Consider the following 21943-nt stretch of genomic DNA (forward strand, 5'->3'; position numbering starts at 1 on the left):
GGTTGACGCCGTCGCGTCGGAATTGGTGCAAGTTCGCGTTTGTTTCCGCCCGACCGCTGAAAACGCAGGGGAATGCCTGCCCGCCGTCGATCGGCGGGGCGTCGGTGAACGGCCCTCAGCGGCCGTCGGGGGTCCGCAGGCCGAACCACTTGTCCTTGACCTGGTCGAAGTGGACCGTCGGGTTGTAGGGCTGCAGGCGCAGGTTCAGGCCGGACGCCGACAGCCGCCCGCAGGACGCCAGGATGGCGTATGTGGCGACGACGCGGTCGCGCTGGGCGCCGACGAGCTGCACGCGCGCGTTCAACAGCGTTTGCTGGGCGTTGAGCACGTCCAGCGTCGTGCGCTGGCCGACGCGGGCCTCCTCGCGGGTGCCGTTCAGCGCGATCTCGGCCGCGTTGACCTGGGCCTGGTCGGCCTGAACGGCGGCTTTCGACGACACCAGGAGCCCCCACGACGAGATCACGGCGGCGCGGACGTTGTCGCGCGACACGTCGACCTGGAACTCGGCGGTCCCGAGCTGCTCCTTGGCCTGCCGGATGGTCGCGTAGGAGGCGCCGCCCTCGTAGATCGGCACCGTCAGCGACCCCACGATGGAGGCCACCAGGGCGGACGAACCGCCCGTCTGGCTGACGTCGTAGCGCTGCTGGGCCGAGCCGTTGAGGCTCAGCGTCGGGTAGAGCGCGCCTTCGGCGATCTTCACCTGCAGGGCCGCGACGTCCACGCTGTGCAGCGCCGCCTGCACGGACGGATGTTCGATCATCGCCACCGCGATGGCGTTTTCGAGCGAAGGCGGGATGCCCCGGTCGAGCGGGCGCGCCGGCTCGAGCCGCGTCGGTTGCTCGCCGATGACCTGCCGGTAGCTGGCGATGGAGTTCTGCAGCTGCGACTGCGCCGCGAAGTAATCGGCCCGCGAGCCCGCCACGCTGGCTTCCGCCTGGGCCACGTCGGTGCGCGTCACCTCGCCGACCTTGAAGCGGTCCTGGGTTTGGCGGAGCTGCTCTTCCAGCACCTTGATGTTGGAGTTGCGCAGGTCGAGGATCGCGGTGTCGCGCAGCACGTCCATGTAGTTCTGCGCGCCGCTCTGCAGCACGCTCTGCTCGACGTTGCGCAGCGCTTCGCGGCTGGCGAAGACGTTGGATTCGGCGGACCGGATGTTGTTCGTCGTGCGCAGCCCGTCGAACAGCGTCTGGGTGACGCTGATCCCGGCGCCGCGCGGGATGACGGTGCCCGACGCGTTGGTCCGCGTGGCTCCCCCCAGCGCCGTCGACGACGTCGTGCCGGCCGACGTGCCGGTCGAGGCCGCGAGGGCCTGGCTGGACAGGGTGCCGGTCCCCGCCGTCGTGGTGGTGCCGACGCCCGTCGTGGTGGTGCCGGTTCCCACCGTTGTGGTGCCAGCCGTCGACGTGCCGCCGAGGCCCGAAATGCTGGTCGTGCTGGTGGTGTTGGTGGTGAGGGGGCCGGAATACTGCTCGTATTGGGCGCCGAGATCGCCCGACGCCGAAACATGCGGCATGTAGCCCGAGTTGGCTATCGGGATGTTCTCGTCGGCCGCGCGGGTGTTGGAGCGCTGGGCGTTGAGGTTGGGATTGTTGAAATAGGCCTTCGACAGCGCGTCGGGCAGGTTCTCGGCGCCGACGGGGCCGGCCAGCGCCGACAACGCCACGGCGCCCATCAGCGCCAGGGCGGGCGACACGCGGTGTCGCGTCTGGCCGCGGAACACGACGGCGCTGCCTGTGACGCTGGTACCACTCATCTTTCGACCTCGACGTCGGTGACGCTGCGCTACGCCGGACGGGCCCGCTCCGCGCTTCGACCGCCCGGCAAGCGCCCGTTCGATGCGCCCGAGGCGCCACCATACTCCTCCGCGCCGTGCGATGGACCTCGATCGGTCGAAGCGACCGGACAAATCCGGGGTCTGGCGCAAAAATGCGACACAGCGGCGCGCTGCCCGACGAGAAAAAGCCCACCGCCGACGTCGTCGGGGTGGGCTCGGCGGCCGACCGAGGACCGCTGGATCAGAACACGAAGCCGGCGTTCGCCTTGAACTCCGCCAGGACCGGAACCGTGGCGTCGAAGATCACCCGCCCGCTCACGTCCTCCCCCGCCTTGGTGTAGAGCGTGACGCGTCCGGAGCGCCGGCCGTTGTCCTCCGTCGAGGTGGCCACCGCCGCCAGGGTGCCGCGCGGCTTCAACTGCGCGAAGAGCGCATCGAGCCCGGACTCGACCGCGCCGAGCACGACGATGGCGTCGTAGGGGGCGCGGGCCGCCCAGCCCTCGGCGAGCGGACCGGTCACCGCCGAAGCGCGCCCTGCCGACCCCTTCACCAGCACGTCGGCGGCGAGGGCGGTGAGGCCCGCGTCCGATTCGAGCGTCACCACGCTGCCGACCATTTCGAGCAGCACGGCTGCGGCATAGCCCGCGCCGCCCGCGACGACGAGCACATGCGCGTCCGGCGCGGGGTCGACGCCCTGGAGCATGCGGGCGAGATGCATCGGCTGCATCAGCGTGCGGACCGGCCTGCCGGTGCCGGGCGACTTGAGGGTGAGGATCGCGTCGGAATAGCTGAAGGCGCGCAGGTCCTCGGGCAGGAACAGTTCGCGGCGCGTCAGGTCGAAGGCGCGCACGACGCGCGCGTCCGTCACGTCGAACGTGCGGATCTGGCCGTCAACCATGGCCCGCCTTTGGGCCGAGAACACCTGCTCGGTCGCCGCAACCTCGCCCTGCATGGAATCCCGCCCTTCGCTGAGATGACCGGCCGCTCGCGGCCGAACGGATGCCGATCCGTCCCTGTCGAGCCGCGCCGCATGGGCGACGGCGCGCGTTCGCGCTGCCGGCGGCCAGACCGGCGGCATTATAGGCGAGCGACGCTCGCTGTCCATTCGCCGGGCCGGGGCTGGTCCGCCGCCCGCGGCCCCCGCAAGGTGGACACAGACCGAATCGCCCCGAGCCGGAGGCTGGCGCCATGGACAACGAGATCAGCGAACAGATGGAGCACCGGGAACACGCCGAGCACGCGGCCCACAGCGGCGAGCCGCTGCTGCTGCGGGTTTCGGCGACGATCGCCATCCTGGCCGTGGTGGCGGCTTCCGTCGGCAGCCTCGAAACCATCGAAAGCGGCGCCGCCATCTCGAAGAAGAGCGAATCGGTGCTGGTCCAGAACAGGGCCACGGACCGCTGGGCCTTCTTCCAGGCGCAGAGCATCAAGAAGAACATGTACGACATCGCCAAGGCGGCGAACCCCGGGCAGGCGGACGCGTTCGACGCCAAGGCGCGGGGCTACGAGAAGGACGGGGACGTCACGCGCGAGAAGGCCGAGGAACTCGGCCGCGAAAGCGACGCCCTGCTCGAAGCCGGCGAGCGTCACGAGAAGCGCCACCATGTCCTCACGGTGGGCGTGACCCTGCTCCACGTCGGCATCGCGGTCGCGACGCTGTCGATCATCATGCGCGGCCGGCGCTGGCCCTGGTACGCCGCCATGGTGCTGGGCGTCGTCGGGACGCTCGTGGCTGCCGCCGCCTACGCGGTGTGACCCCTCACCGCCCCGTCGTTTTCAGGCGCGTGTTGCAGCGGCTCCAATATTTCGGCCAGGTCAGGCCGGGCGTTTCGGCGATCAGCGCGGCCTTGCCGGCGGTCCATTCGGCGCCACACTGCTTCTGCCGGGCGTGCATCCCGGCCATGCCGGAGCCGGCTTCCGCAGCGGCGGCGGGGGCCGCGGCCGCAGGCGCCGGGACGCCCGGCCGAACGGCGGACGCGTTCGTCGCCGGGGCGGGCGCCGGCGTGGCCGGCGACGGCGTGGCGGCGCCCTTCAGGCGCTCGGCGCAGGCGACGCGGTAGCCGTTCCAATCCGCGCCGTTCAGCGTGCCGGCCGCGCGGGCCGCCTGGTATTCGCGCCCGCATTGCAGCATCACGGGTTCGGCGGCCCGCGCGGGCAGCGCCGTCGCGGCGAGGCCTGCCGCCGTCAGAAGCACCCGCACGGCCGTCATCGGCATCCTCCCCGCCTTCCGGTGCCACCCCGGCTCCGCCGCACGCAGGCTGCGCCATCCCGGGGCCGGCGGCAAGGCGGGCGGCCCCGCCGAACCGCGCCCTCGCTTCGCGCGTCTCCTTGCCGACGGTGGGGTCCCCTACCCCGCCCCCAGCAGGAGCCCGCGCGCCATGGTCGACGATTCGCAGCCCGGGGACCGCGCCGCGCCGCTCCAGCCACTCGCGCCCGAGCCGCGCGACCCTGGCGCCCCGGTGCCGGGGACGGGGCGGCCCGACGCGCTGTCGCCGGAAGACGAGGCGGCCCTCGCCGGCGCGGTGCGGGCACTCGAAGGCACGAGCTTCGCCGCGCACCTGTCCGGCCTCGTCGGCCGCCAGCTCGGCTTCTCGGGCAGCCTCCTGCCCGCGCGGGTCGCGGAGGTCGCCGACAAGGCCGCCGGCGCGGCGCTGCGATTCGCGCTGCGCGGCGCCGTGAGGTCGCTGTCGGGCGAGGACCGCCCGCCGCAGAACCGCTTCCATCTCGCCGCCGTGGCGACCACGGGTGCGATCGGGGGCGCCTTCGGGCTCGCCACCCTGCCGGTCGAGCTGCCGCTGTCGACCGCGTTGATCCTGCGCTCCGTCGCCGACATTGCGCGCGCCGAGGGCGAAGACCTGCACGACCCCGAGGCCGTGTTGAGCTGCCTCGAAGTCTTCGCCCTCGGTACGGGCGGCGAAGCTGCGCTGGGCGAAAGCAGCTATTTCGCCGTGCGGGCGCTGCTCGCCAAATCCGTCACCGAGGCGGCTCGTCACCTCGTGGCCCGCGGTGTGGCCGACGAGGCCGCGCCCGTCCTGTCGCGGCTGCTCGGGCAGATCGCATCGCGCTTCGGCCTCGCCGTGTCGCAGAAGGTCGTCGCCCAGGCGGTGCCGGTCATCGGCGCCGTGACGGGCGCGGGCATCAACGCGGCCTTCATGGACCACTACCAAAGGCTGGCACGCGGCCACTTCACGGTGCGCCGCCTGGAACGGGTCTACGGGCCGGACCTCGTGCGGGCCGCCTACGAACGGCTTCGCACCGCGGCGGGGGGCGACGACCCGATGGAAAAGGCCGCCGTGCCGGCGCGGCCGAGCGGTATCGCCGCGCTGGCGGAGGAACGGACCTGAAGGCCGCCGCGAGTCGCTCATGATACGGTCTCGAGGCGGCCGGCCCGGAATGCTGGCGTTTCGGCGACAGGGGCGGCTCCCGCGCTGCCCCGGTTCGCGGGAGCCGCGTCCGACCGCGCCGGGCTCGACGCGGGGTGGGCTCGGGACGCGGCCTGGATCGCCTGCCTGACCAACAGCCCTCCTTGGGCCGAGACGGCGCGTCGGGATTTCGCGCTTGTCTTCGGGTGACCGATCGGCGCTGGCCGATCCAACGCGCCGGGACGCGCCACGTTGGGGTCCGGCGTCGACGTTCCTCGCCCGGCCACTCGGCAGCGCCGGGCGAGCCAAGATGAGGTTCAGCGCGTTTCGCGGGATGAGGAGAAGGTGCGGACCTGTTCGGCGCCGGTCACGGTCTGGAGGCCTCGCCCGGAATCGAACCGGGGTGCAAGGATTTGCAGTCCTCTGCGTAACCACTCCGCCACGAGGCCTCGCGGGGGTCGGTGAAGACCCACGGTCGCTTGGTCAGGGCGACAGGAGCGGTGTCTAACGGATCCGCGATGTGACGGCAAGGCGGCCGCCCGCGAAAACTTTTCCCCCGCCGCCCGGCAGAATGGGGCTTGGCAAAGCCGCATCTTCCCGGCTAAACAGCACCCACGCCGCGGCGACGCGGCGGTGTTCCCCGATAGCTCAGCTGGTAGAGCATTCGACTGTTAATCGAATTGTCGCAGGTTCGAGCCCTGCTCGGGGAGCCATAGCGCTCCAGGCGTTCTCCCAACATCATCGCGATCGAGCTTCTTCGGATCCCGTCCTTGCGACGGTTGATCGATGGGCGGATCTCTCTCATCTCTGCCGTGCCCGCGATCGCGCGGGCAGCCCTCACCCTCCTGTGGATGCTCCATGCTGACGTCGGTCCTCGATGCCATCGGCCACACGCCGCTGATCAAGCTCAAGCGCGCGTCCGAGCTGACGGGATGCACCATCCTCGGCAAGGCCGAGTTCATGAACCCCGGAGGCTCGGTCAAGGACCGTGCCGCCCTGGCGATCGTGGAGGACGCGATCGCGCGCGGCGCCCTGCGCCCGGGCGGCACGATCGTGGAGGGCACGGCGGGCAACACCGGCATCGGCCTCGCGCTCGTCGCCAACGCCCTCGGCTACCGCACCGTGATCGTCATCCCCGACACGCAGAGCCAGGAAAAGAAGGACCTGCTGCGCATGTCCGGCGCCGAACTCGTCGAGGTGCCGGCCAAGCCCTACAGCGATCCGGGCAATTACGTCCGGGTGTCCGAGCGGCTGGCCCGGCGGCTCGCCGCCGAGGACGCCAACGGCGCCGTGTGGGCCAACCAGTTCGACAACGTCGCCAACCGCGCCGGCCACGAGCGCACCACGGGTCCCGAGATCTGGGAGCAGACCGGAGGGGCGGTCGACGGCTTCGTCTGCGCGGTCGGCACCGGCGGCACCCTGGCGGGCGTCGGACTGGCCCTGAAGGCGAAGAGCGCCGGCGTCACGATCGGCATCGCCGACCCGATGGGCTCGGCCCTGTTCAACTATTACGACGGCGGCGAGCTGAAGGCCTCGGGCTCGTCCATCACCGAGGGCATCGGCCAGGGCCGGATCACCGCCAACCTCGTCGGCGCGCCGGTCGACTTCGCCTGCCAGGTCGACGACCGGGAAGCGCTCGGCATCGTGTTCGCGCTCGCCGAGGAGGAGGGACTGCTGCTCGGCGGGTCCTCCGGCGTCAACGTCGCGGGGGCGATCCGCCTGGCGAAGCATCTCGGGCCCGGCCACACGATCGCGACCATCCTGTGCGATTCCGGCGCCCGCTACGCGTCGAAGCTGTTCGACGCGGACTTCCTCCGCGCCAAGGGCCTGCCGGTGCCGCCCTGGCTGGAGCGCGGCGCGCGCATCTCGCCCGACATGCTGCGCTGACCACCCCTGCAACCCAGGCCTGCGGCGCCGCTGTTGCGGTCGCCGTCCCGCCGTGGCAAGGCACCGCCATGCTCCCGACCCCCGATCCCGCCCCGGCGCGTGCCGCCGGCCGCGCCGCGCCGCGCATCTCCTTCGTGTCGCTGGGCTGCCCCAAGGCGCTGGTCGACAGCGAGCGCATCATCACGCGGCTGCGCGCCGAGGGCTACGAGATCACCCGCAAGCACGACGGCGCCGACGCCGTGGTGGTCAACACCTGCGGGTTCCTCGACAGCGCCAAGGCCGAGTCGCTGGCCGCGATCGGCGACGCCATGGCGGAGAACGGCAAGGTCATCGTCACGGGCTGCATGGGCGCCGAGCCGGACGCCATCCGGGAGCGCTATCCCAACGTGCTCGCGGTGTCGGGCCCGCAGGCCTACGAGAGCGTGATGGCGGCCGTGCACGAGGCCGCGGAGCCGCTGCACGACCCGTTCCTGGACCTGCTGCCGCCGCAGGGCATCAAGCTCACGCCGCGCCACTACAGCTACCTGAAGATCGCGGAAGGCTGCAACAACTCCTGCTCGTTCTGCATCATCCCGCGGCTGCGCGGGCGCCTCGTGTCGCGCCCCGTGTCGGAGGTGCTGCGCGAAGCCGAGAAGCTCGTGACGGCGGGCGTGAAGGAGTTGCTCGTCGTGTCGCAGGACACGGCCGCCTACGGCCTCGACCTCGGCTACCCGATGCAGCCGCACGGCGACCGTGAGGTCCGGGCCAAGTTCATCGACCTCGCGCGCGAGCTCGGCTCGCTCGGCGCCTGGACGCGCCTCCACTACATCTACCCCTACCCCCACGTCGACGACGTTGTGCCGCTGATGGCCGAGGGGCTGGTGCTCCCCTACCTCGACATCCCGTTCCAGCACGCGGCGCCGAACGTCCTGCGCGCCATGAAGCGCCCCGGCAAGCAGGACCGCACGCTCGACCGCATCGCGGCCTGGCGCGGCGTGGCGCCCGACCTCGTGCTGCGCTCGACCTTCATCGTCGGCTTCCCGGGGGAAACCGAGGAGGATTTCCAGATCCTTCTGGATTGGCTCACGGAAGCCAAGCTCGAGCGCGTCGGAGCGTTCAAATACGAGCCGGTCGCGGGCGCGCCCGCGCAGGCCCTGGACCTGCCCGCGGTGCCGCGCGAACTGCAGCAGGAGCGTCTCGACCGCTTCATGGCGCACCAGCAGGCCATCAGCGCGCGGCTCCTGGCGAAGAAGGTCGGGCGGCGCATGCCGGTGATCGTCGACGCGGTCGGGCCGGGCGGCGCGGTGGGTCGCTCCAAGGGCGACGCGCCGGAGATCGACGGCAAGGTGCACCTCCAGCATCGTTTCCCGGTGCGGGTCGGCGACATCGTAACGGCGCGGATCACCGGCGCCGACGCCTACGACCTCCACGGCACGGTGGTGTAGGGGCGGCGTAGGTCGAAGCTTCGGCCGCCGGCCCGCGCGGCGCCCGGACCAGGCCGCCTCCCGCGCCGGCTGTCCGTCGCAAGGGACGCGTCTGCGAGAGCGGCCTGCACCGACGACGGGCGCAGGCCGGGCTCAGCAGGACGGGGGCGGAACCCGGCGCCGGCGCGCGGGACCCTGCCCCGGATCGTCGCCGGCGCTTTAGGGCCTCCGCTTCACTGCGGGACTTTGTCGTCCACGCCCTTCACGTACCAGTTCAGCCCGAGGATCTCCTTGTCGGGCATCACCTCGCCGGCCTTCACCGCCACGGTGCCGTCCTGCTTGCTGATCGGGCCGGCGAAGACCTTCACGGCGCCCGACTTGATGTCGGCCTCGGTCTTCTCCGCCATGGCCTTCACGTCGGCGGGCATGTTCTCGTAGGGCCCCATCACCACCATGCCGGCGGCCAGCCCGCCCCAGGTGTCGTGCGACTTCCAGGTGCCGTCCTGCACGGCCTTCACCTCCCCCACGTAATAGGGGCCCCAATTGTCCTCGAGCGAGGTCAGGATCGCCTTCGGGGCGAACTTCGCCATGTCGGAGGACTGGCCGAAGCCGTGGATGCCGGCCTTCTCGGCTTCCTGAAGCGGCGCCGCCGAATCGGTGTGCTGGGCGATGACGTCGACGCCCTGGGCGATCAGCGCCTTGGCGGCATCCGCCTCCTTGCCGGGATCGAACCAGGTGTTCACCCACACGATCTTGACCTTGAAGTTCGGGTCGATCGACTGCGCGCCGAGCATGAAGGCGTCGATGCCCGACACGACTTCCGGGATCGGGAACGACGCGATGTAGCCGACGGTGTGGGTCTTCGAGATCTTGGCGGCGATCTCGCCCATGATGTAGCGGCCCTCGTAGAAGCGCGCCGAATAGGTGGCGAGGTTGGGCGCCTGCTTGTAGCCGGTGGCGTGCTCGAAATCGACCTTGGGGAACTGCTTGGCGACCTTCAGCATCGGGTCCATGAAGCCGAAGGAGGTGCCGAAGATCAGCTTGTGGCCGGAGCGGGCGAGCTGCTCGAAGGCGCGCTGCGAATCGTTCTCGGCGACGTTCTCCAGGAAGGTCGTCTCGACCTTGTCGCCGAGCTGCTTCTGCAGGAACTGCCGGCCCTGGTCGTGCTGGTAGGAATAGCCGAAATCGCCGACCGGTCCGACGTAGACGAAGCCGACCTTCAGCTTCTCCTCGGCACGCGCCGCCGAGCCCGCCAGCACCGCCATGGCCAGCACCGCCACGGCCCTCATCCCGTCACCCATCGTCAGATCCTTCCCCATCGGCGCCGGAGCGGCGCCTCTGCCTGTTTTTGATGCAATCACCGTGCCGATCAGCGGCACGGCACCGAATCAGCGATCCGGCACGAAGGCCGTCCCCAGCATGGCGGGCGCGACCGAGCCGGCGCGCCGGCGCAGCGACAGCGCCACCAGCGCCAGCAGGGTGACGAGATAGGGCACCGCCGACATGAACTGCCCCGGCAGGCCGATGCCGAAGGCCTGCGCCTGGAGCTGCAGAACGGTGGCGCCGCCGAACAGCAACGCCCCGCCGAGCGCCCGCCACGGCCGCCAGGACGCGAAGACCACGAGCGCCAGCGCGATCCAGCCGCGGCCCGCCGTCATCTCGGGCGACCAGAACGGCGTGTAGCTGAGCGACAGGTAGGCACCGCCGAGGCCCGCGCAGGCGCCGCCGAACAGCACGGCCAGCAGGCGGACGCTGCGGACCGGCACCCCCAGCGCGTGGGCGGAGCCGTGGTTGTCGCCGACGGCGCGCAGCACGAGGCCCGCCCGGGTCCGGCGGAGCCCGTGGGACACCGCCAGCGCGAGCAGCAATGCCGCGTAGACGAAATAATCCTCGCCGAACACGAGGCGGCCCACCACCGGCAGGTGGGTCAGGCCCGGGATGGCGAGGTGCGGGGCGGCGTCTCGCTTCAGCCCGACGAAGGCGCTGCCGACGAGGCCCGACAGGCCGAGTCCGAAGATGGTCAGGGCCAGCCCGGCCGCCACCTGGCTGACGGCGAACACCACCGTCAGCAGGCCGAACAGCAGCGCCATCAGGGCGCCGACGGCCGTGCCCACCAGGGCGCCGATCAGCGTCGATCCGGTGAGGTAGGCGGCCGCGAAGCCCGACGCGGCGCCCATCACCATCATGCCCTCGACGCCGAGGTTCAGCACGCCGGCCCGCTCGGCCACCAGCTCGCCGAGGGCCGCGAGGAACAGCGGCGTCGCGGCCGTGACCACGCCGACGAGGACGAGCTGGATCATGTCCGGGTTCATGCCATCACCCGTCCGACGATCCGCACCCGGTAGCGCGTGACGACATCCGCGCCCAGCACGCAGACGAGCAGGATGCCCTGGAACGCCTTCGTGACGTCGAGCGGCAGCTTCAGGGCGATCTGCGCGCCTTCCCCGCCCACGTAGGTCAGCGCCAGGACGAGGCCGGCGACCAGCACCCCCATCGGCTGGAGCCGGCCGAGATAGGCCACGATGATGGCGGTGAAGCCGTAGCCCGGCGAGATGGAAGGCTGGAGCTGGCCGATCTGGCCCGACACTTCCATGACCCCCGCGAGGCCCGCGAGACCGCCCGACAGCGCGAAGACCAGGAGCGTCAGCCGCTTCTCGTCGAACCCCGCGAAGCGCGCCGCCCGGGGCGCCGCGCCGACGCAGCGGATCTCGTAGCCGAACATCGTCCGGGAAAAGACCAAGGCGGCGCCGACGACGACCAGGAGCGTGACCAGCACGCCGGCGTGGAGCGACGCGCCGTCGATCAGGGTCGGCAGGGTCGCGTCCGGGTCGAAGTTCACCGAAACGGGGAAGTTGAAGCCGGCGGGGTCCCGCCAGGGCCCGCGCACCAGGTAGTCGAGCCCGAGCCCGGCCACGTAGACCAGCATGAGGCTCGACAGGATCTCGTTGACGCCGAGCGCCACGCGCAGCACGGCCGGGATCAGGGCGTAGGCGGCGCCGCCGAGGATGCCGAGGAGGAGCATGGCGGGCAGGATCCACGACCCGCCGAGCGGCCCCGCGTGGTCCGCGCCGTGGGTGGCCAGCGCCAGCGCGCCCCCGCAGGCGCCGCCGGCCACGAACTGGCCCTCGGCCCCGATGTTCCACAGGTTGGCGCGGAAGCAGAAGCACAGGCCCGTCGCGATCAGGACGAGGGGCGAGGCCTTCACGGCCAGCGCTTCCAGCGACCAATCCTGGGTCAGGGGGTCGACGAAATACACGAGGAAGGCGTCGAGCGGCGACTTGCCCAGGTTCGCCACGATGACGCCCCCGATGAGGAGCGCGACTGCGACGGCGGCCACCGGCGCGGCGAAGCCGAGCCAACGGGGCGGGTTCAGGCGGGGTTGAAGCTCAATGCGCATGGACCGGGGCGCTTGCAACCTCCGTGCCTGCCGGCGGGGACGGCACGGTGCCGGCCATGCGCAACCCCACGTCGTCGCGGTCCGTCTCGGCCGTGGCCGTCGCCGGGGACAGCGTGCCGTCGTGGATGACGCAAAGGCGGTCGCACAGGCGGAACAGCTCGTCGAGGTCCTGGCTGATCACCACCACGGCCGAGCCGCGGCCCGCGAGGTCGAGGATCGCCTGGTGGATGGCCGCTCCCGCCAGCGCGTCCACCCCCCAGGTGGGCTGGTTGATCACCAGCACGCCGGGCTCGCGCAGGATTTCGCGGCCGACGACGAACTTCTGCAGGTTGCCGCCCGACAGGGTGCGTGCCGCCGGGTCCGGCGCGCCCGCCCGGACGTCGAAGGTTTCCACCACCTCGCGGGCGATGGCCCGCGCGGCGGCGCCGCGCAGGAAGCCGCCGCGGCTGACCTCGCCGGTGGCGTGGCGCGACAGGACGAGGTTGTCCGACAGCGCGAAGCCCGGCACGGCCGCGTGGCCGTTGCGTTCCTCCGGCACGAAGGCGGCGCCGCGGCGCCGTCGCGCCGTGATGCCGTCGCGGCCCGCGGGACGGCCGTCGATGCGGATCGCTCCGGCGTCGGACGCCAGCCGCTCGCCCGACAGCGCGGCGAAGAGCTCGTCCTGGCCGTTGCCCGCGACCCCGGCGATGCCCAGGACCTCGCCGCCCCGGACCGACAGGTGGATCCCGCGCAGCGCCGTGGCGTGGAGCCCCGGCGCCGGCAGCGACAGGTCGTCCGCCGCGAAGCGTTCGGCCCCGACCGCGCCGCCGCGCGACGACACTTCCGCGATCTGGGCGCCGACCATCTGCGCCGCCATCGAGCGCGCCGTCTCGGCGCGGGGATCGCAGGTGCCGACGACGCGGCCGGCGCGGAGCACGGTCGCGCGGTCGCACAGGCGCCGCACGTCGTCGAGGCGGTGCGAGATGTAGAGCAATGCCCGGCCTTCGGCCTTCAAGCGGTCGAGGATGGCGAAGAGCGACTCCGATTCCTGGGGTGTGAGCACCGATGTCGGTTCGTCGAGGATCATCAGCTTCGGGTCCTGGAGCAGCACCCGGGCGATCTCGATGCGCTGGCGCTCGCCCGCCGACAGCGACCAGACGGGCCGCGCGGGCTCGAGCTTCAGGCCGTAACGCTCGGACAGGCCGCCGATGCGCGCGTCGAGCCGGCTTTGCCGTTCGGGCGGCAGCACGAGCGCGATGTTCTCCGACACGGTCAGGTTCTCGAACAGCGAGAAGTGCTGGAACACCATGCCGATGCCGAGCGCCCGCGCGGCTTCGGGCGAGCCGAGCACCACCGGGCGGCCCTGCCACAGGATCTCGCCCGCGGACGGCTGCAGGAGCCCGTAGAGCATCTTGACCAGCGTCGACTTCCCGGCGCCGTTCTCCCCCAGCAGGGCGTGGTTCTCGCCGGCGAGGACATCGAGGTCGATGTTCCGGTTGGCGTGGACGGGCCCGAAGCTCTTGGACAGGCCGCGGATCGCGACGAGCGGCGCCGGGGTGCGGACCGAGGGGGACCCTGGAAGCGACGCCATGCTCACGGCACCAGGATGGTGGAGCCGGTGGTTTCGCGCGCTTCGAGCGCTCGGTGGGCCTCGGCGACCTCGGCCAGCGGGTATCGGGCGTGGATCTCGGGGCGGACCGCGCCGGTCTCGATGGCGGTGACGAGGTCTTCCGTCATCCGCACCAGCGCTTCGCGCTTGGCCGAATAGGCGAAGAGCGAGGGGCGCGTGGCGAAGAGAGAGCCCTTCTTGGCCAGCAGGTTGATGTCGAAGGCCGCGATGGGGCCGGACGCCGCGCCGTAGGAGGCGAACATCCCCAAGGGGCGGAGGCAGTCGAGCGACTTCGGAAAGGTGGCCTGGCCGATGGCGTCGTAGACGACGTCGCAGAGCGCCCCCCCGGTGATCTCCGCGACGCGCGCGGCGAAGTCCTCGCGGCGGTATTCAATGCAATGGTCGGCGCCGTGCCGCTTCGCGAGCTCGCATTTCTCGGCCGAACCGGCCGTGCCGATGACGGTGGCGCCGAGCGCATGGCCCCATTGGCACAGGAACAGCCCGACGCCGCCCGCGGCGGCGTGGACCAGGATGGTCGAGCCGGGCACCACGGCGTAGACCTGCCGCAGCAGGTACTGGGCGGTGAGCCCCTTCAGCATCATCACGGCACCGACCTCGTAGGAGATCGCTTCGGGAAGGTGGACGAGCAGGCGGGCCGGCACGTTGCGCTCCTCGGCATAGGCGCCGAGCGCCGTGCCGTAGGCGACGCGGTCGCCTTCCTTGAACTCGGTCACGCCTTCGCCGACCGCCACGACGTCGCCCGCCGCCTCGTTGCCGAGCGTGAGGGGCAGCGGATTCGGATACGCGCCCTGGCGCTGGTACACGTCGATGTAGTTCAGGCCGACGGCGCGCTGCCGGAGCCGCACTTCGCCGGGGCCGGGCGCCGGAAGGTCGTGATCCTCGACCTGGAACACGTCCGGTCCGCCGAACTCGTGAATGCGGATGGTCTTGGCCATGAGTCGCTCCGATGCGCTGTCGCCATCATAGGAAGGGCGCGGGACGTCCGGCAACAGCGGGCTCCCCCGCTTCGCGCCCGGCGGGACGGGCGTGCCGGGGCCGCCTCGTCCCCGCTCAAGACTTGGTGCGGTTGAGCCCGGTGAACATCATCTTGGAGAAAGCCTGCTGCATCTGCTCGGGCGATTGCGCGAACATCGACAGCCAGCTCTTGAGCACGCCTTCGGGAGAGAAGCGCTCCATCTCGGTCAGCATCTTCTTCTCGACCTCGGCCAGGATGGTGGCCTGGAGCGGCTGCAGGTCAGGCAGGCCGAAGAACTGGCGCGCTTCGAGCGGGGTGCATTCGACTTCGAGGGTGCACTTCATGCGGTCCGTCCCGTTCGCCCCGCCCGTCGCCGAAGACGGCGGGGCGGTCGCGGCCCTTCGCCGATGCTGAACCGCCGGGCGGTCCGGCGCAAGCGCTTCAGCGCGTCTCGCTGGCCCAGGCGGCCGCGAACAGGCGCGCGGCGGCTTCCGGGTCCTGCGCCCCCATGATGGCGCTGACGACCGCGACGCCGGTCGCGCCCTCCTCGACCAGCATCGGCACATCGTCGGCCTTGACGCCGCCGATGGCAAGCACCGGCTTGCCGGTCATACGGCGAAGCCGGGCGAAGCCGCCGAGGCCGAGCGGCGCCGAAGCGTCGGCCTTGGTCTTCTGCGGGTGGACCGGGCCGATGCCGAGGTAGTCGGCGGCGCCGGCGTCGGCGCGGGCGATCTGCTCGGCGTCGGTGATCGACAGCCCGATGGCCATGCCGGGCCCCACGACGGCCCGCACGGCTTCGACCGGCAGGTCGGTCTGGCCGACATGGACGCCGTCGGCGCCGATCGCCACGGCGATGTCGGCCCGGTCGTTGACGACGAGCGGCACGCCGTGGCCGGCGAGCGCGGCCTTCAACGCCCGCGCTTCCTCGAGGATCGCGCGCGTCGGGGCGGTCTTCTCACGCAGCTGAACCATCGTGACGCCGCCCGCGACGGCGCGCATCACCACCTCGACGAGAGGGCGTCCGTGGCCGATCTCGCGGTCGGTGACGAGGCACAGGCGGTAGCGGGACGGGTCGATCGGCATGGCGCGCGGCTTTCGGGTTGGGGTTCCGCCACGCGAACGGCGCGGCGTCGGCCTTGGTTGCCGGCCGGGAAGGGCGGAGGGCGCGGCGCATCCCGGCCCCGCCGGTCCGGCGCCGGGCGGGCACACCGCCACTTGCGATGGATTTATGCTCACCCGGAGAGCGGATGATCGGTTTTGTCGCCGCCACGACTGTAAGGGCGAAGTATTGCGAACCGAATAAAGCTTGCGAGGGGCTCGGCGCGGGATCAGACTGTCCCTTCGAGCGGATCCGGCCGGAGATGGCATGGATGCCGCGCCAGGGGAGGTCGAGCATGACGACGCTGTCGCTGATACTGTCCCAGAAAGGCCGCGACGTGGTGACCACGGCGCCGCACCGCACGGTGCGCGAGGTGGCGAAACTGCTTCACGACAAGGCGATCGGCGCCGTGGTGGTGGCGGGCGCCGACGGGATCGTGCTCGGCATCTTCTCGGAGCGGGACGTCGTCAAGGTCCTGGCGCTCGGCGGCGCGGCGCTCGACGATTCGGTGTCGCGGCACATGACCTCGCGCGTCGTCACCGCCACCGAGGACGCCGGCGTGCTCCAACTCATGGAGCGCATGACCGAAGGGCGCTTCCGCCACATCCCGGTCGTCGAGGGCGGTCGCCTGAAGGGGCTCGTGTCGATCGGCGACCTCGTGAAGTTCCGCATCGCCGAGATCGAAACCGAGCGGCAGGCCATGCTGGACTATATCGGGACCGCCTGAGGCTCCTCGACGATCCGCAGCGTGGCGCCGTCGGCCTCCACGACGCGATAGAAGCAGGATCGGCGGCCGGTGTGGCAGGCGCCGCCGTCGCCGCCGACCTCGACGCGCGCCAGCAGGACGTCCTGGTCGCAATCCACCCGCAGTTCCAGCAGGCGCTGGACTTGTCCCGACGTGTCGCCCTTGCGCCACAGCGTCGCCCGCGAGCGGGACCAGTAGTGGACGATGCCCGTGTCCAGCGTGAGCCGCAGCGCTTCCGCGTTCATGCCGGCGACCATCAGCACGCGGCCGTCGGCCGCCACCGTCACGCAGGTGATGAGGCCGACCGCGTCGAAGCGGGGCCGGAACTCCGTCGTCTCGTCGATACCGCCCGTCGCCATCTCGTTTCCCCGCCTCGCGGTGTGCTGCCCGGCCGCCTATATAGGGGACAGGCTTCCCCGTCCCGCGGTCCCGACATGCTGAGCGACATCTACAACAGCCGCATCCTCCACCTCGCCGGCAACCTGCCGCGCGTCGGCCGCCTTTCGGCGCCGGACGGTTCGGCCACGGCCCATTCCAAGCTCTGCGGCTCCACCGTGACGGTGGACGTCGCGCTGGACGCCGACGGCCGCGTCGCCGACTTCGCCCACGATGTGAAGGCCTGCGCGCTCGGGCAGGCCTCGTCGTCCATCATGGCGAGCGGCGTCGTAGGCACGGACGCGGCGGAGCTTCGCGCGCTGCGGGACGCCATGCGGGCCATGCTGAAGGCCGGTGCCGCGCCGCCGGCCGGCCGCTGGACCGACTGCGCCGTTCTGGAGCCGGTGCGCGACTACAAGGCGCGCCACGCGTCCACGCTGCTGACCTTCGACGCCACCGTCGAAGCGGTCGAGGCGGCCCTGCGGGCGCGTCAGGGCGGCCCCGCCGAGCCCGCCACGGCGGACTGAGGTGGCGAAAGCCGGGCAGCGGGTCGCCCTGGGGCTGATCCGCGCCTACCAGCTGACCTTCTCGGCCCTGGTGGGGCGGCAATGCCGCTACCTGCCGACCTGCTCGGATTACGCCGCCGAAGCCGTGCGGCGCCACGGCGTGTGGCCGGGCGCTTGGATGGCGGCGGCGCGGCTGTGCCGGTGCCATCCCCTCGGGGCCTGGGGCTACGACCCCGTGCCGATGCGCTGCGAACCGGTGCCGGCGGGCCAGCCGTGGCGCCACGGCGCGTGGCGGATGCCGGCCGTCACGCCTTTGCCGACGGAGATTCCTCGCGACCCGGCCGCCCTCCCCGAAGCTCACGAGCGCGACAGCAGCTCCGCGGCGAAGCCGTAGATGCGCCCGCGTGCGTCGGCCGGCATGCCGTGCAGGACGTCAAGGTAGGTGCGTCCGATGTCACAGACGCGCCCGTCGGGCAGGGGCGGGTCGGGCGTGGTGCCGTCGATGAGAAGCCCGATCTCGCCCGGCGTCAGGCCGAAGGAGGCCAGCCCCGACGACAGGGCGTCGAAATCCGCGTCGGTCGGGGCGGTGCGGTCGCGGTGCCGGCTGCGCCCGTCCGCGATGGCGTCGAGCGTGCGGTCCGCGAGCGTCGCCACGAGCCCCCGATGCGCCGCCGTGAAGGTGGCGATCGAGGCGTCCGTCAGGCCGTAGAGGAAGTCGACGCATCGGCGCGGGTCGAGCGGCGCGATCCCGCCCAGCAGCGCGGAGCGGGCGTCGAAGAAGCGGTCGAGCGCGGCGGGCCCGGCCTGGGCGGCGAGGATCCCGTCCGACTGCTCGATGTCGCGCAGCGCGTCCCAGATCGCCGCATCGGCGGAGGGCACCGCCGCGTCCCGCCCGAGCCGGTCCAGGATGGCCCCGTATTGGCGCGGGAAATCGGTCCTCAAGCGGCCGTAGAAGCCCGCGAATTCCGGCACCTCGCCGATGCGGTCGGGCGGCGGGACGGAGACCGGCGCGGCGGCCGGCGGCACCCGCATGGCGTCCGCCAGGACCGCGAGGCCGGGCGGGGGTGGGACGGGCCGCGGCGCGGGGCGGTTCACCGTCGATCGCCACCCCAGGAGACCGAGCACCCCCACGGCGAGGGCCAGGAAGACGATGCGCAACGCTGTCATGGCGAGGGGTGCTTCTTCGATGCCGTCAGTCTAGCCCGGCCCCCCGCCGCACGCCAGGCGCGCCCGCCCCGCTGCCCGTCGATGAGGCACGACGTCCGACGATCGCCCGCACCGGGCCGATACAGCGAAATTTATGGGCAATGCGAGCCTGCATATGCTATTCCTGCGGGCAGTGGGATGGAAGCGGCCGATCGGAGAAGGTGCCACAGCACCGCCGGTCCAGGGGAGGATGGACATGATGGGCTTCGCCGGATCCTCCTACGCGCTGTTCGCGGCCGTTTGGAGCGTGCTGTGCCTGCTGTCGGGCGTGGTGGTCACGGACTCGATGCTGCGCGGCGTCCCGAGCCCGTCGGCCATCGATGCGGACCGGCCGGGCGACTCCGCCGCCTGACTCTGCCTCCGCGGATTGCGCCGGCGGTGCCCATGATGTAGCGCCTCCTTTCCCGCGCCGTGGCCAGCCCGGCCCGCGGGGAACCCGCTTACGCCGACCCGTTTCGGCGACTGAGCCCGGAGGATCCTGCCGTGATCGAACTGACCTTTCCCGACGGCGCGGTGCGTCCCTACCCCGTCGGCACCACCGGCCTCGACGTCGCGAAATCCATCTCGCCCTCGCTCGCGAAGCGCACGGTGGCGCTGGCGCGCGACGGCGTCGTAGTGGACCTCGCCGACCCGATCGAGGGCGACGCGTCGGTCGAGTTCCTGACCCGCGACGACCCGCGCGCCCTCACGTTGATCCGCCATGACGCCGCCCACGTGCTGGCCGAGGCCGTTCAAGGGCTGTTCCCCGGCACGCAGGTGACGATCGGCCCGGTGATCGAGGACGGGTTCTACTACGACTTTCACCGCGACACGCCCTTCACGCCCGACGACTTCGCCGCGATCGAGAAGCGCATGCGCGAGATCGTCGCGAAGGACCAACCCTTCACCAAGGAGGAGTGGAGCCGCGACGACGCGAAGCGCTTCTTCGCCGAGCGCGGCGAAGGCTTCAAGGTCGAGCTCGTCGACGCGATCCCGGCCGACCAGACGCTGAAGATGTACCGGCAGGGCGAATGGATGGACCTGTGCCGCGGGCCGCACATGACGTCCACCGGCAAGGTCGGGACGGCCTTCAAGCTGATGAAGGTGGCGGGCGCCTATTGGCGGGGCGACTCCACCAACCCGATGCTGTCGCGCATCTACGGCACCGCCTTCGCCAAGCAGGACGACCTCGACGCGCACCTGAAGCGCCTGGAGGAAGCGGCCAAGCGCGACCACCGCCGGCTCGGCCGGGAGATGGACCTGTTCCACTTCCAGGAGGAAGGGCCGGGCACGATCTTCTGGCATCCCAAGGGCTGGAACCTGTTCCAGACGCTGATCGGCTACATGCGCCGGCGTCAGGAAGGGGCGGGCTACATCGAAGTCAACACCCCGATGATCCTCGACCGGAGCCTGTGGGAAACCTCGGGCCATTGGCAGACGTATCGCGACAACATGTTCGTGACGACCACGGAGGACGAGCGCGTCTTCGCCTTGAAGCCGATGAACTGCCCGGGGCACGTGCAGATCTTCAAGAACGGGCTGAAGAGCTACCGCGACCTGCCCCTGAAGATCGCCGAATTCGGCACCGTGCACCGCTACGAGCCCTCGGGGGCGCTGCACGGGGTGATGCGGGTGCGCGCCTTCACGCAGGACGACGCCCACATCTTCTGCACCGACGACCAGATCATGGCCGAGTGCCTGAAGGTCAACGACCTCATCCTGTCCATCTACCGCGACTTCGGCTTCGAGGACGTGACCATCAAGCTGTCGACGCGGCCGGAGAAGCGCGTCGGTTCGGACGAGGTGTGGGACAAGGCCGAGGAGGCGCTCGGGCGCGTCATCGAGAACGTCGCGGCGCGCGGCGTTCCGACCTCGATCAACCCCGGCGAGGGCGCCTTCTACGGGCCGAAGCTCGAATACGTGCTGCGCGACGCCATCGGCCGCGACTGGCAGTGCGGCACCCTGCAGGTGGACTTCAACCTGCCGGGCCGCTTCGGCGCCTTCTACATCGGCCACAACAGCGAGAAGGTGACGCCGGTGATGCTGCACCGGGCCATGTTCGGCTCGTTGGAGCGCTTCACCGGCATCCTGATCGAGCATTTCGCCGGCCACATGCCGCTCTGGCTGTCGCCGGTGCAGATCGTCGTCGCCACCATCACCGAGGAAGCAGACGACTACGCGCTGCAGCTCATCGCGGAGGCCCGCCGCATGGGGCTGCGCGTGGAAGGCGACCTCCGCAACGAGAAGATCAACTACAAGGTCCGTGAGCATTCCCTGGCGAAGGTGCCGGTGCTGCTCGTCGTCGGCCGCAAGGAGGCGGCGGAGCGCACCGTGTCGATGCGCCGCCTCGGCTCGCCGAACCAGACCGGCGGCAACGCCGACGCGGTGCTGGCGTCCCTGGTCGAGGAGGCCGTGGCGCCGGACCTTCGGCGGACCATCGCAGCCGCGGAGGTGGCGGAAGCCGCGGAATGACGCCGGTCCCCTCGAAGGCGATCGAAACAGACCTCGTCGCCGACGAGCGCGATGGTGAGTTGAACACCGTTGACAGGTCCGCACCCGCGACCGATCCTAAGCAGGCCTTCGTGGGTTGGCCCACGAAAGCCTGCGTCTCCTCACAAGGGAAGGCGGCAGGATCGCGTAGGCGAGCCCGCACGATCCTGCTTAAAGCTTGTCAGGCTGTCGTTGACGCGGAGCTTCAACTCAAGCCCGACAGGCTCGTGTTTTAGAGCTGACTACTGTCGGCAACAGGATGATACACGCTGGCCGCCAGGATGGGCTCGTCGACGGGGTTGAGTGTGACGCCGACCGAGAAGCTCGACGCCAAGGTGGCCAACGAACAGCTGAAGCTCTTCGCCAATCTCTTGAACACCTTGGCGGCGCCGTCCCTGGTCGGCTCTCTGATCGCGCCAACCGTTGCGGGCGCGCTTGTGAATCCGTATTGGAGCGCGCTGGTTGCGGGTTTGGGCGTGTTGCTCCATCTTTTCGGCTGGTTGGTGCTGGGCTTGTTCAAACCGGAGCAGTGAGAGATGGAGACGATCTGGATCGTTCCCCCTGCCCTCGGCGCGGTCGGCTTCGCCCTTGTCTCCGCAGCTCTGCTCGTGAGCCGCCGCTTCGATCGCAAGCATCCGAACCTGTCTCGGAAAGGAATGCGTGAGAGAGAGCAGGCGGCCCGTTCGGCGCTGCGCCGTGAGAAAATCCCCATCCCTCCATTTCGACCCGAGGAATGGCAGATGCAGGCGGCACGGGATCAAAGCGAAAGCGACCGGCTGGACAGATCGTTGATGCGCTACGGCGAGCGGGTGGCGAGCCGGCCTAAGCCGACCGCGGAGGCAGGCACCCCCGCGCCGCGTTGAACGAGCTCTCGCACATCACGATCAAACTTTGCGGGTTCGGAGGCGACGCCGAATCGTCGCCCGTCGAGCGGCGATCACTGGCCTCGATGGCCGGGCAAAAGCTCATCGCGGACCACAACATCGAACACAGCCGGGCGCTCCGTGCCACACGAGCCGAAGAAGTAATACCAATCGCTTGAAGTCGTGACTCACGTGGACAGGGGGCGGGCTATCTGATTCGGTTTGGCTTCCTTGCTGGGAGGCTGACCATGGCGGCTGGGATCGCGATCACGCGGCAGGATGAGAGCGCTGCG

Annotated in this window: 23 protein-coding genes and 2 tRNA genes; 12 read left to right on the plus strand and 13 right to left on the minus strand. The window is 70.9% G+C overall.

All coding sequences use genetic code 11. The features are described from left to right. Window positions 1–115: 115 nt before the first annotated feature. Window positions 116–1753, minus strand: coding sequence for a TolC family outer membrane protein (locus D3273_RS11985; RefSeq protein WP_245501128.1), 1638 nt, complete (start codon window positions 1751–1753; stop codon window positions 116–118). Window positions 1754–2015: 262 nt separating this feature from the next. Then, window positions 2016–2726, minus strand: coding sequence for a protein-L-isoaspartate O-methyltransferase family protein (locus D3273_RS11990; protein WP_165359468.1), 711 nt, complete (start codon window positions 2724–2726; stop codon window positions 2016–2018). A 236-nt stretch (window positions 2727–2962) separates the two neighbouring features. Between D3273_RS11990 and D3273_RS11995 the strand changes: the two genes are divergently transcribed. Then, on the plus strand, window positions 2963–3529 hold the full coding sequence (locus tag D3273_RS11995) for a DUF4337 domain-containing protein (protein WP_129226792.1): 567 nt from the start codon (window positions 2963–2965) through the stop codon (window positions 3527–3529). A 4-nt stretch (window positions 3530–3533) separates the two neighbouring features. Here the strand turns inward: D3273_RS11995 and D3273_RS12000 are convergent, their stop codons facing one another. Continuing rightward, window positions 3534–3983, minus strand: coding sequence for a hypothetical protein (locus tag D3273_RS12000; RefSeq protein ID WP_245501129.1), 450 nt, complete (start codon window positions 3981–3983; stop codon window positions 3534–3536). Window positions 3984–4152: 169 nt separating this feature from the next. Here D3273_RS12000 and D3273_RS12005 point away from each other — a divergent pair, with 169 nt between their 5' ends. Then, window positions 4153–5118: an EcsC family protein gene (locus tag D3273_RS12005; protein WP_129226796.1), complete on the plus strand. Its 966-nt coding sequence runs from the start codon at window positions 4153–4155 to the stop codon at window positions 5116–5118. Window positions 5119–5511: 393 nt separating this feature from the next. On the opposite strand, the gene D3273_RS12010 is transcribed toward D3273_RS12005, so the two are convergent. Beyond that, window positions 5512–5585 (minus strand) — tRNA-Cys (locus D3273_RS12010). A 188-nt stretch (window positions 5586–5773) separates the two neighbouring features. On the opposite strand from D3273_RS12010, the gene D3273_RS12015 reads away from it, so the two are divergent. From D3273_RS12015 to rimO, 3 genes are all read left to right on the plus strand, one after another. Continuing rightward, window positions 5774–5849: transfer RNA gene (locus D3273_RS12015), tRNA-Asn, on the plus strand. Between the two features lie 145 nt (window positions 5850–5994). Then, window positions 5995–7023 (plus strand): cysteine synthase A, encoded by a 1029-nt coding sequence (locus tag D3273_RS12020; RefSeq protein WP_129226798.1) that lies wholly within the window; start codon window positions 5995–5997, stop codon window positions 7021–7023. A gap of 68 nt (window positions 7024–7091) precedes the next feature. Next, window positions 7092–8447 (plus strand): 30S ribosomal protein S12 methylthiotransferase RimO, encoded by a 1356-nt coding sequence (gene rimO, locus D3273_RS12025; RefSeq protein WP_129226800.1) that lies wholly within the window; start codon window positions 7092–7094, stop codon window positions 8445–8447. A 212-nt stretch (window positions 8448–8659) separates the two neighbouring features. On the opposite strand, the gene D3273_RS12030 is transcribed toward rimO, so the two are convergent. The 7 genes from D3273_RS12030 to thiE all read right to left on the minus strand — a co-directional run bounded on the left by D3273_RS12030 (window position 8660) and on the right by thiE (window position 15470). Beyond that, window positions 8660–9715 carry a BMP family ABC transporter substrate-binding protein gene (locus D3273_RS12030; protein ID WP_428977774.1) on the minus strand — a complete coding sequence of 352 codons (1056 nt, stop codon included), beginning with the start codon at window positions 9713–9715 and terminating at the stop codon, window positions 8660–8662. Window positions 9716–9814: 99 nt separating this feature from the next. After that, on the minus strand, window positions 9815–10738 hold the full coding sequence (locus D3273_RS12035) for an ABC transporter permease (RefSeq protein WP_129226804.1): 924 nt from the start codon (window positions 10736–10738) through the stop codon (window positions 9815–9817). Then, window positions 10735–11823, minus strand: coding sequence for an ABC transporter permease (locus D3273_RS12040; RefSeq protein WP_129226806.1), 1089 nt, complete (start codon window positions 11821–11823; stop codon window positions 10735–10737). Before D3273_RS12040 ends, D3273_RS12035 begins: the two co-directional genes overlap by 4 nt. Continuing rightward, on the minus strand, window positions 11813–13393 hold the full coding sequence (locus D3273_RS12045) for an ABC transporter ATP-binding protein (protein WP_129226808.1): 1581 nt from the start codon (window positions 13391–13393) through the stop codon (window positions 11813–11815). Before D3273_RS12045 ends, D3273_RS12040 begins: the two co-directional genes overlap by 11 nt. Before the next feature lie 2 nt (window positions 13394–13395). After that, window positions 13396–14367, minus strand: a complete 972-nt coding sequence (locus D3273_RS12050) for a quinone oxidoreductase family protein (protein WP_129226810.1) — start codon at window positions 14365–14367, stop codon at window positions 13396–13398. A 115-nt stretch (window positions 14368–14482) separates the two neighbouring features. After that, window positions 14483–14731, minus strand: coding sequence for a DUF6489 family protein (locus D3273_RS12055; RefSeq protein WP_129226812.1), 249 nt, complete (start codon window positions 14729–14731; stop codon window positions 14483–14485). A 97-nt stretch (window positions 14732–14828) separates the two neighbouring features. Beyond that, window positions 14829–15470, minus strand: coding sequence for a thiamine phosphate synthase (gene thiE, locus D3273_RS12060; RefSeq protein WP_129226814.1), 642 nt, complete (start codon window positions 15468–15470; stop codon window positions 14829–14831). Window positions 15471–15781: 311 nt separating this feature from the next. Between thiE and D3273_RS12065 the strand changes: the two genes are divergently transcribed. Beyond that, a complete protein-coding gene (locus tag D3273_RS12065; protein ID WP_129226816.1) occupies window positions 15782–16213 on the plus strand; it encodes a CBS domain-containing protein in 432 nt (143 codons plus the stop codon). Here D3273_RS12065 and hisI read toward each other — a convergent pair. Beyond that, the gene (hisI, locus tag D3273_RS12070) at window positions 16195–16590 is read right to left on the minus strand and encodes a phosphoribosyl-AMP cyclohydrolase (RefSeq protein WP_129226818.1); all 396 of its coding nucleotides are present in this window, start codon (window positions 16588–16590) and stop codon (window positions 16195–16197) included. The two genes, D3273_RS12065 and hisI, sit on opposite strands and share 19 nt — an antisense overlap. A 75-nt stretch (window positions 16591–16665) precedes the next feature. Between hisI and D3273_RS12075 the strand changes: the two genes are divergently transcribed. Together D3273_RS12075 and yidD are read left to right on the plus strand one after the other, a co-directional pair. Beyond that, a complete protein-coding gene (locus tag D3273_RS12075; RefSeq protein ID WP_129226820.1) occupies window positions 16666–17133 on the plus strand; it encodes an iron-sulfur cluster assembly scaffold protein in 468 nt (155 codons plus the stop codon). A 1-nt stretch (window position 17134) separates the two neighbouring features. Beyond that, the gene (yidD, locus tag D3273_RS12080) at window positions 17135–17506 is read left to right on the plus strand and encodes a membrane protein insertion efficiency factor YidD (RefSeq protein WP_129226822.1); all 372 of its coding nucleotides are present in this window, start codon (window positions 17135–17137) and stop codon (window positions 17504–17506) included. On the opposite strand, the gene D3273_RS12085 is transcribed toward yidD, so the two are convergent. Then, window positions 17470–18279 (minus strand): hypothetical protein, encoded by an 810-nt coding sequence (locus D3273_RS12085; protein WP_129226824.1) that lies wholly within the window; start codon window positions 18277–18279, stop codon window positions 17470–17472. The genes yidD and D3273_RS12085 overlap by 37 nt on opposite strands. 235 nt (window positions 18280–18514) lie before the next feature. Here D3273_RS12085 and D3273_RS28225 point away from each other — a divergent pair, with 235 nt between their 5' ends. The 4 genes from D3273_RS28225 to D3273_RS12100 all read left to right on the plus strand — a co-directional run bounded on the left by D3273_RS28225 (window position 18515) and on the right by D3273_RS12100 (window position 21650). Then, window positions 18515–18670, plus strand: a complete 156-nt coding sequence (locus D3273_RS28225) for a hypothetical protein (RefSeq protein ID WP_165359469.1) — start codon at window positions 18515–18517, stop codon at window positions 18668–18670. A gap of 131 nt (window positions 18671–18801) precedes the next feature. Next, window positions 18802–20769 (plus strand): threonine--tRNA ligase, encoded by a 1968-nt coding sequence (gene thrS / locus D3273_RS12090; protein WP_129226826.1) that lies wholly within the window; start codon window positions 18802–18804, stop codon window positions 20767–20769. Window positions 20770–21092: 323 nt separating this feature from the next. After that, the gene (locus D3273_RS12095; protein ID WP_129226828.1) at window positions 21093–21320 is read left to right on the plus strand and encodes a hypothetical protein; all 228 of its coding nucleotides are present in this window, start codon (window positions 21093–21095) and stop codon (window positions 21318–21320) included. A 3-nt stretch (window positions 21321–21323) separates the two neighbouring features. Continuing rightward, window positions 21324–21650, plus strand: coding sequence for a hypothetical protein (locus D3273_RS12100; RefSeq protein ID WP_129226830.1), 327 nt, complete (start codon window positions 21324–21326; stop codon window positions 21648–21650). The last annotated feature ends 293 nt before the right edge of the window (window positions 21651–21943 follow it).

The sequence above is a fragment of the Lichenibacterium minor genome, assembly GCF_004137685.1.
GTDB classification, from domain to species: Bacteria; Pseudomonadota; Alphaproteobacteria; order Rhizobiales; family Beijerinckiaceae; genus Lichenihabitans; species Lichenihabitans minor.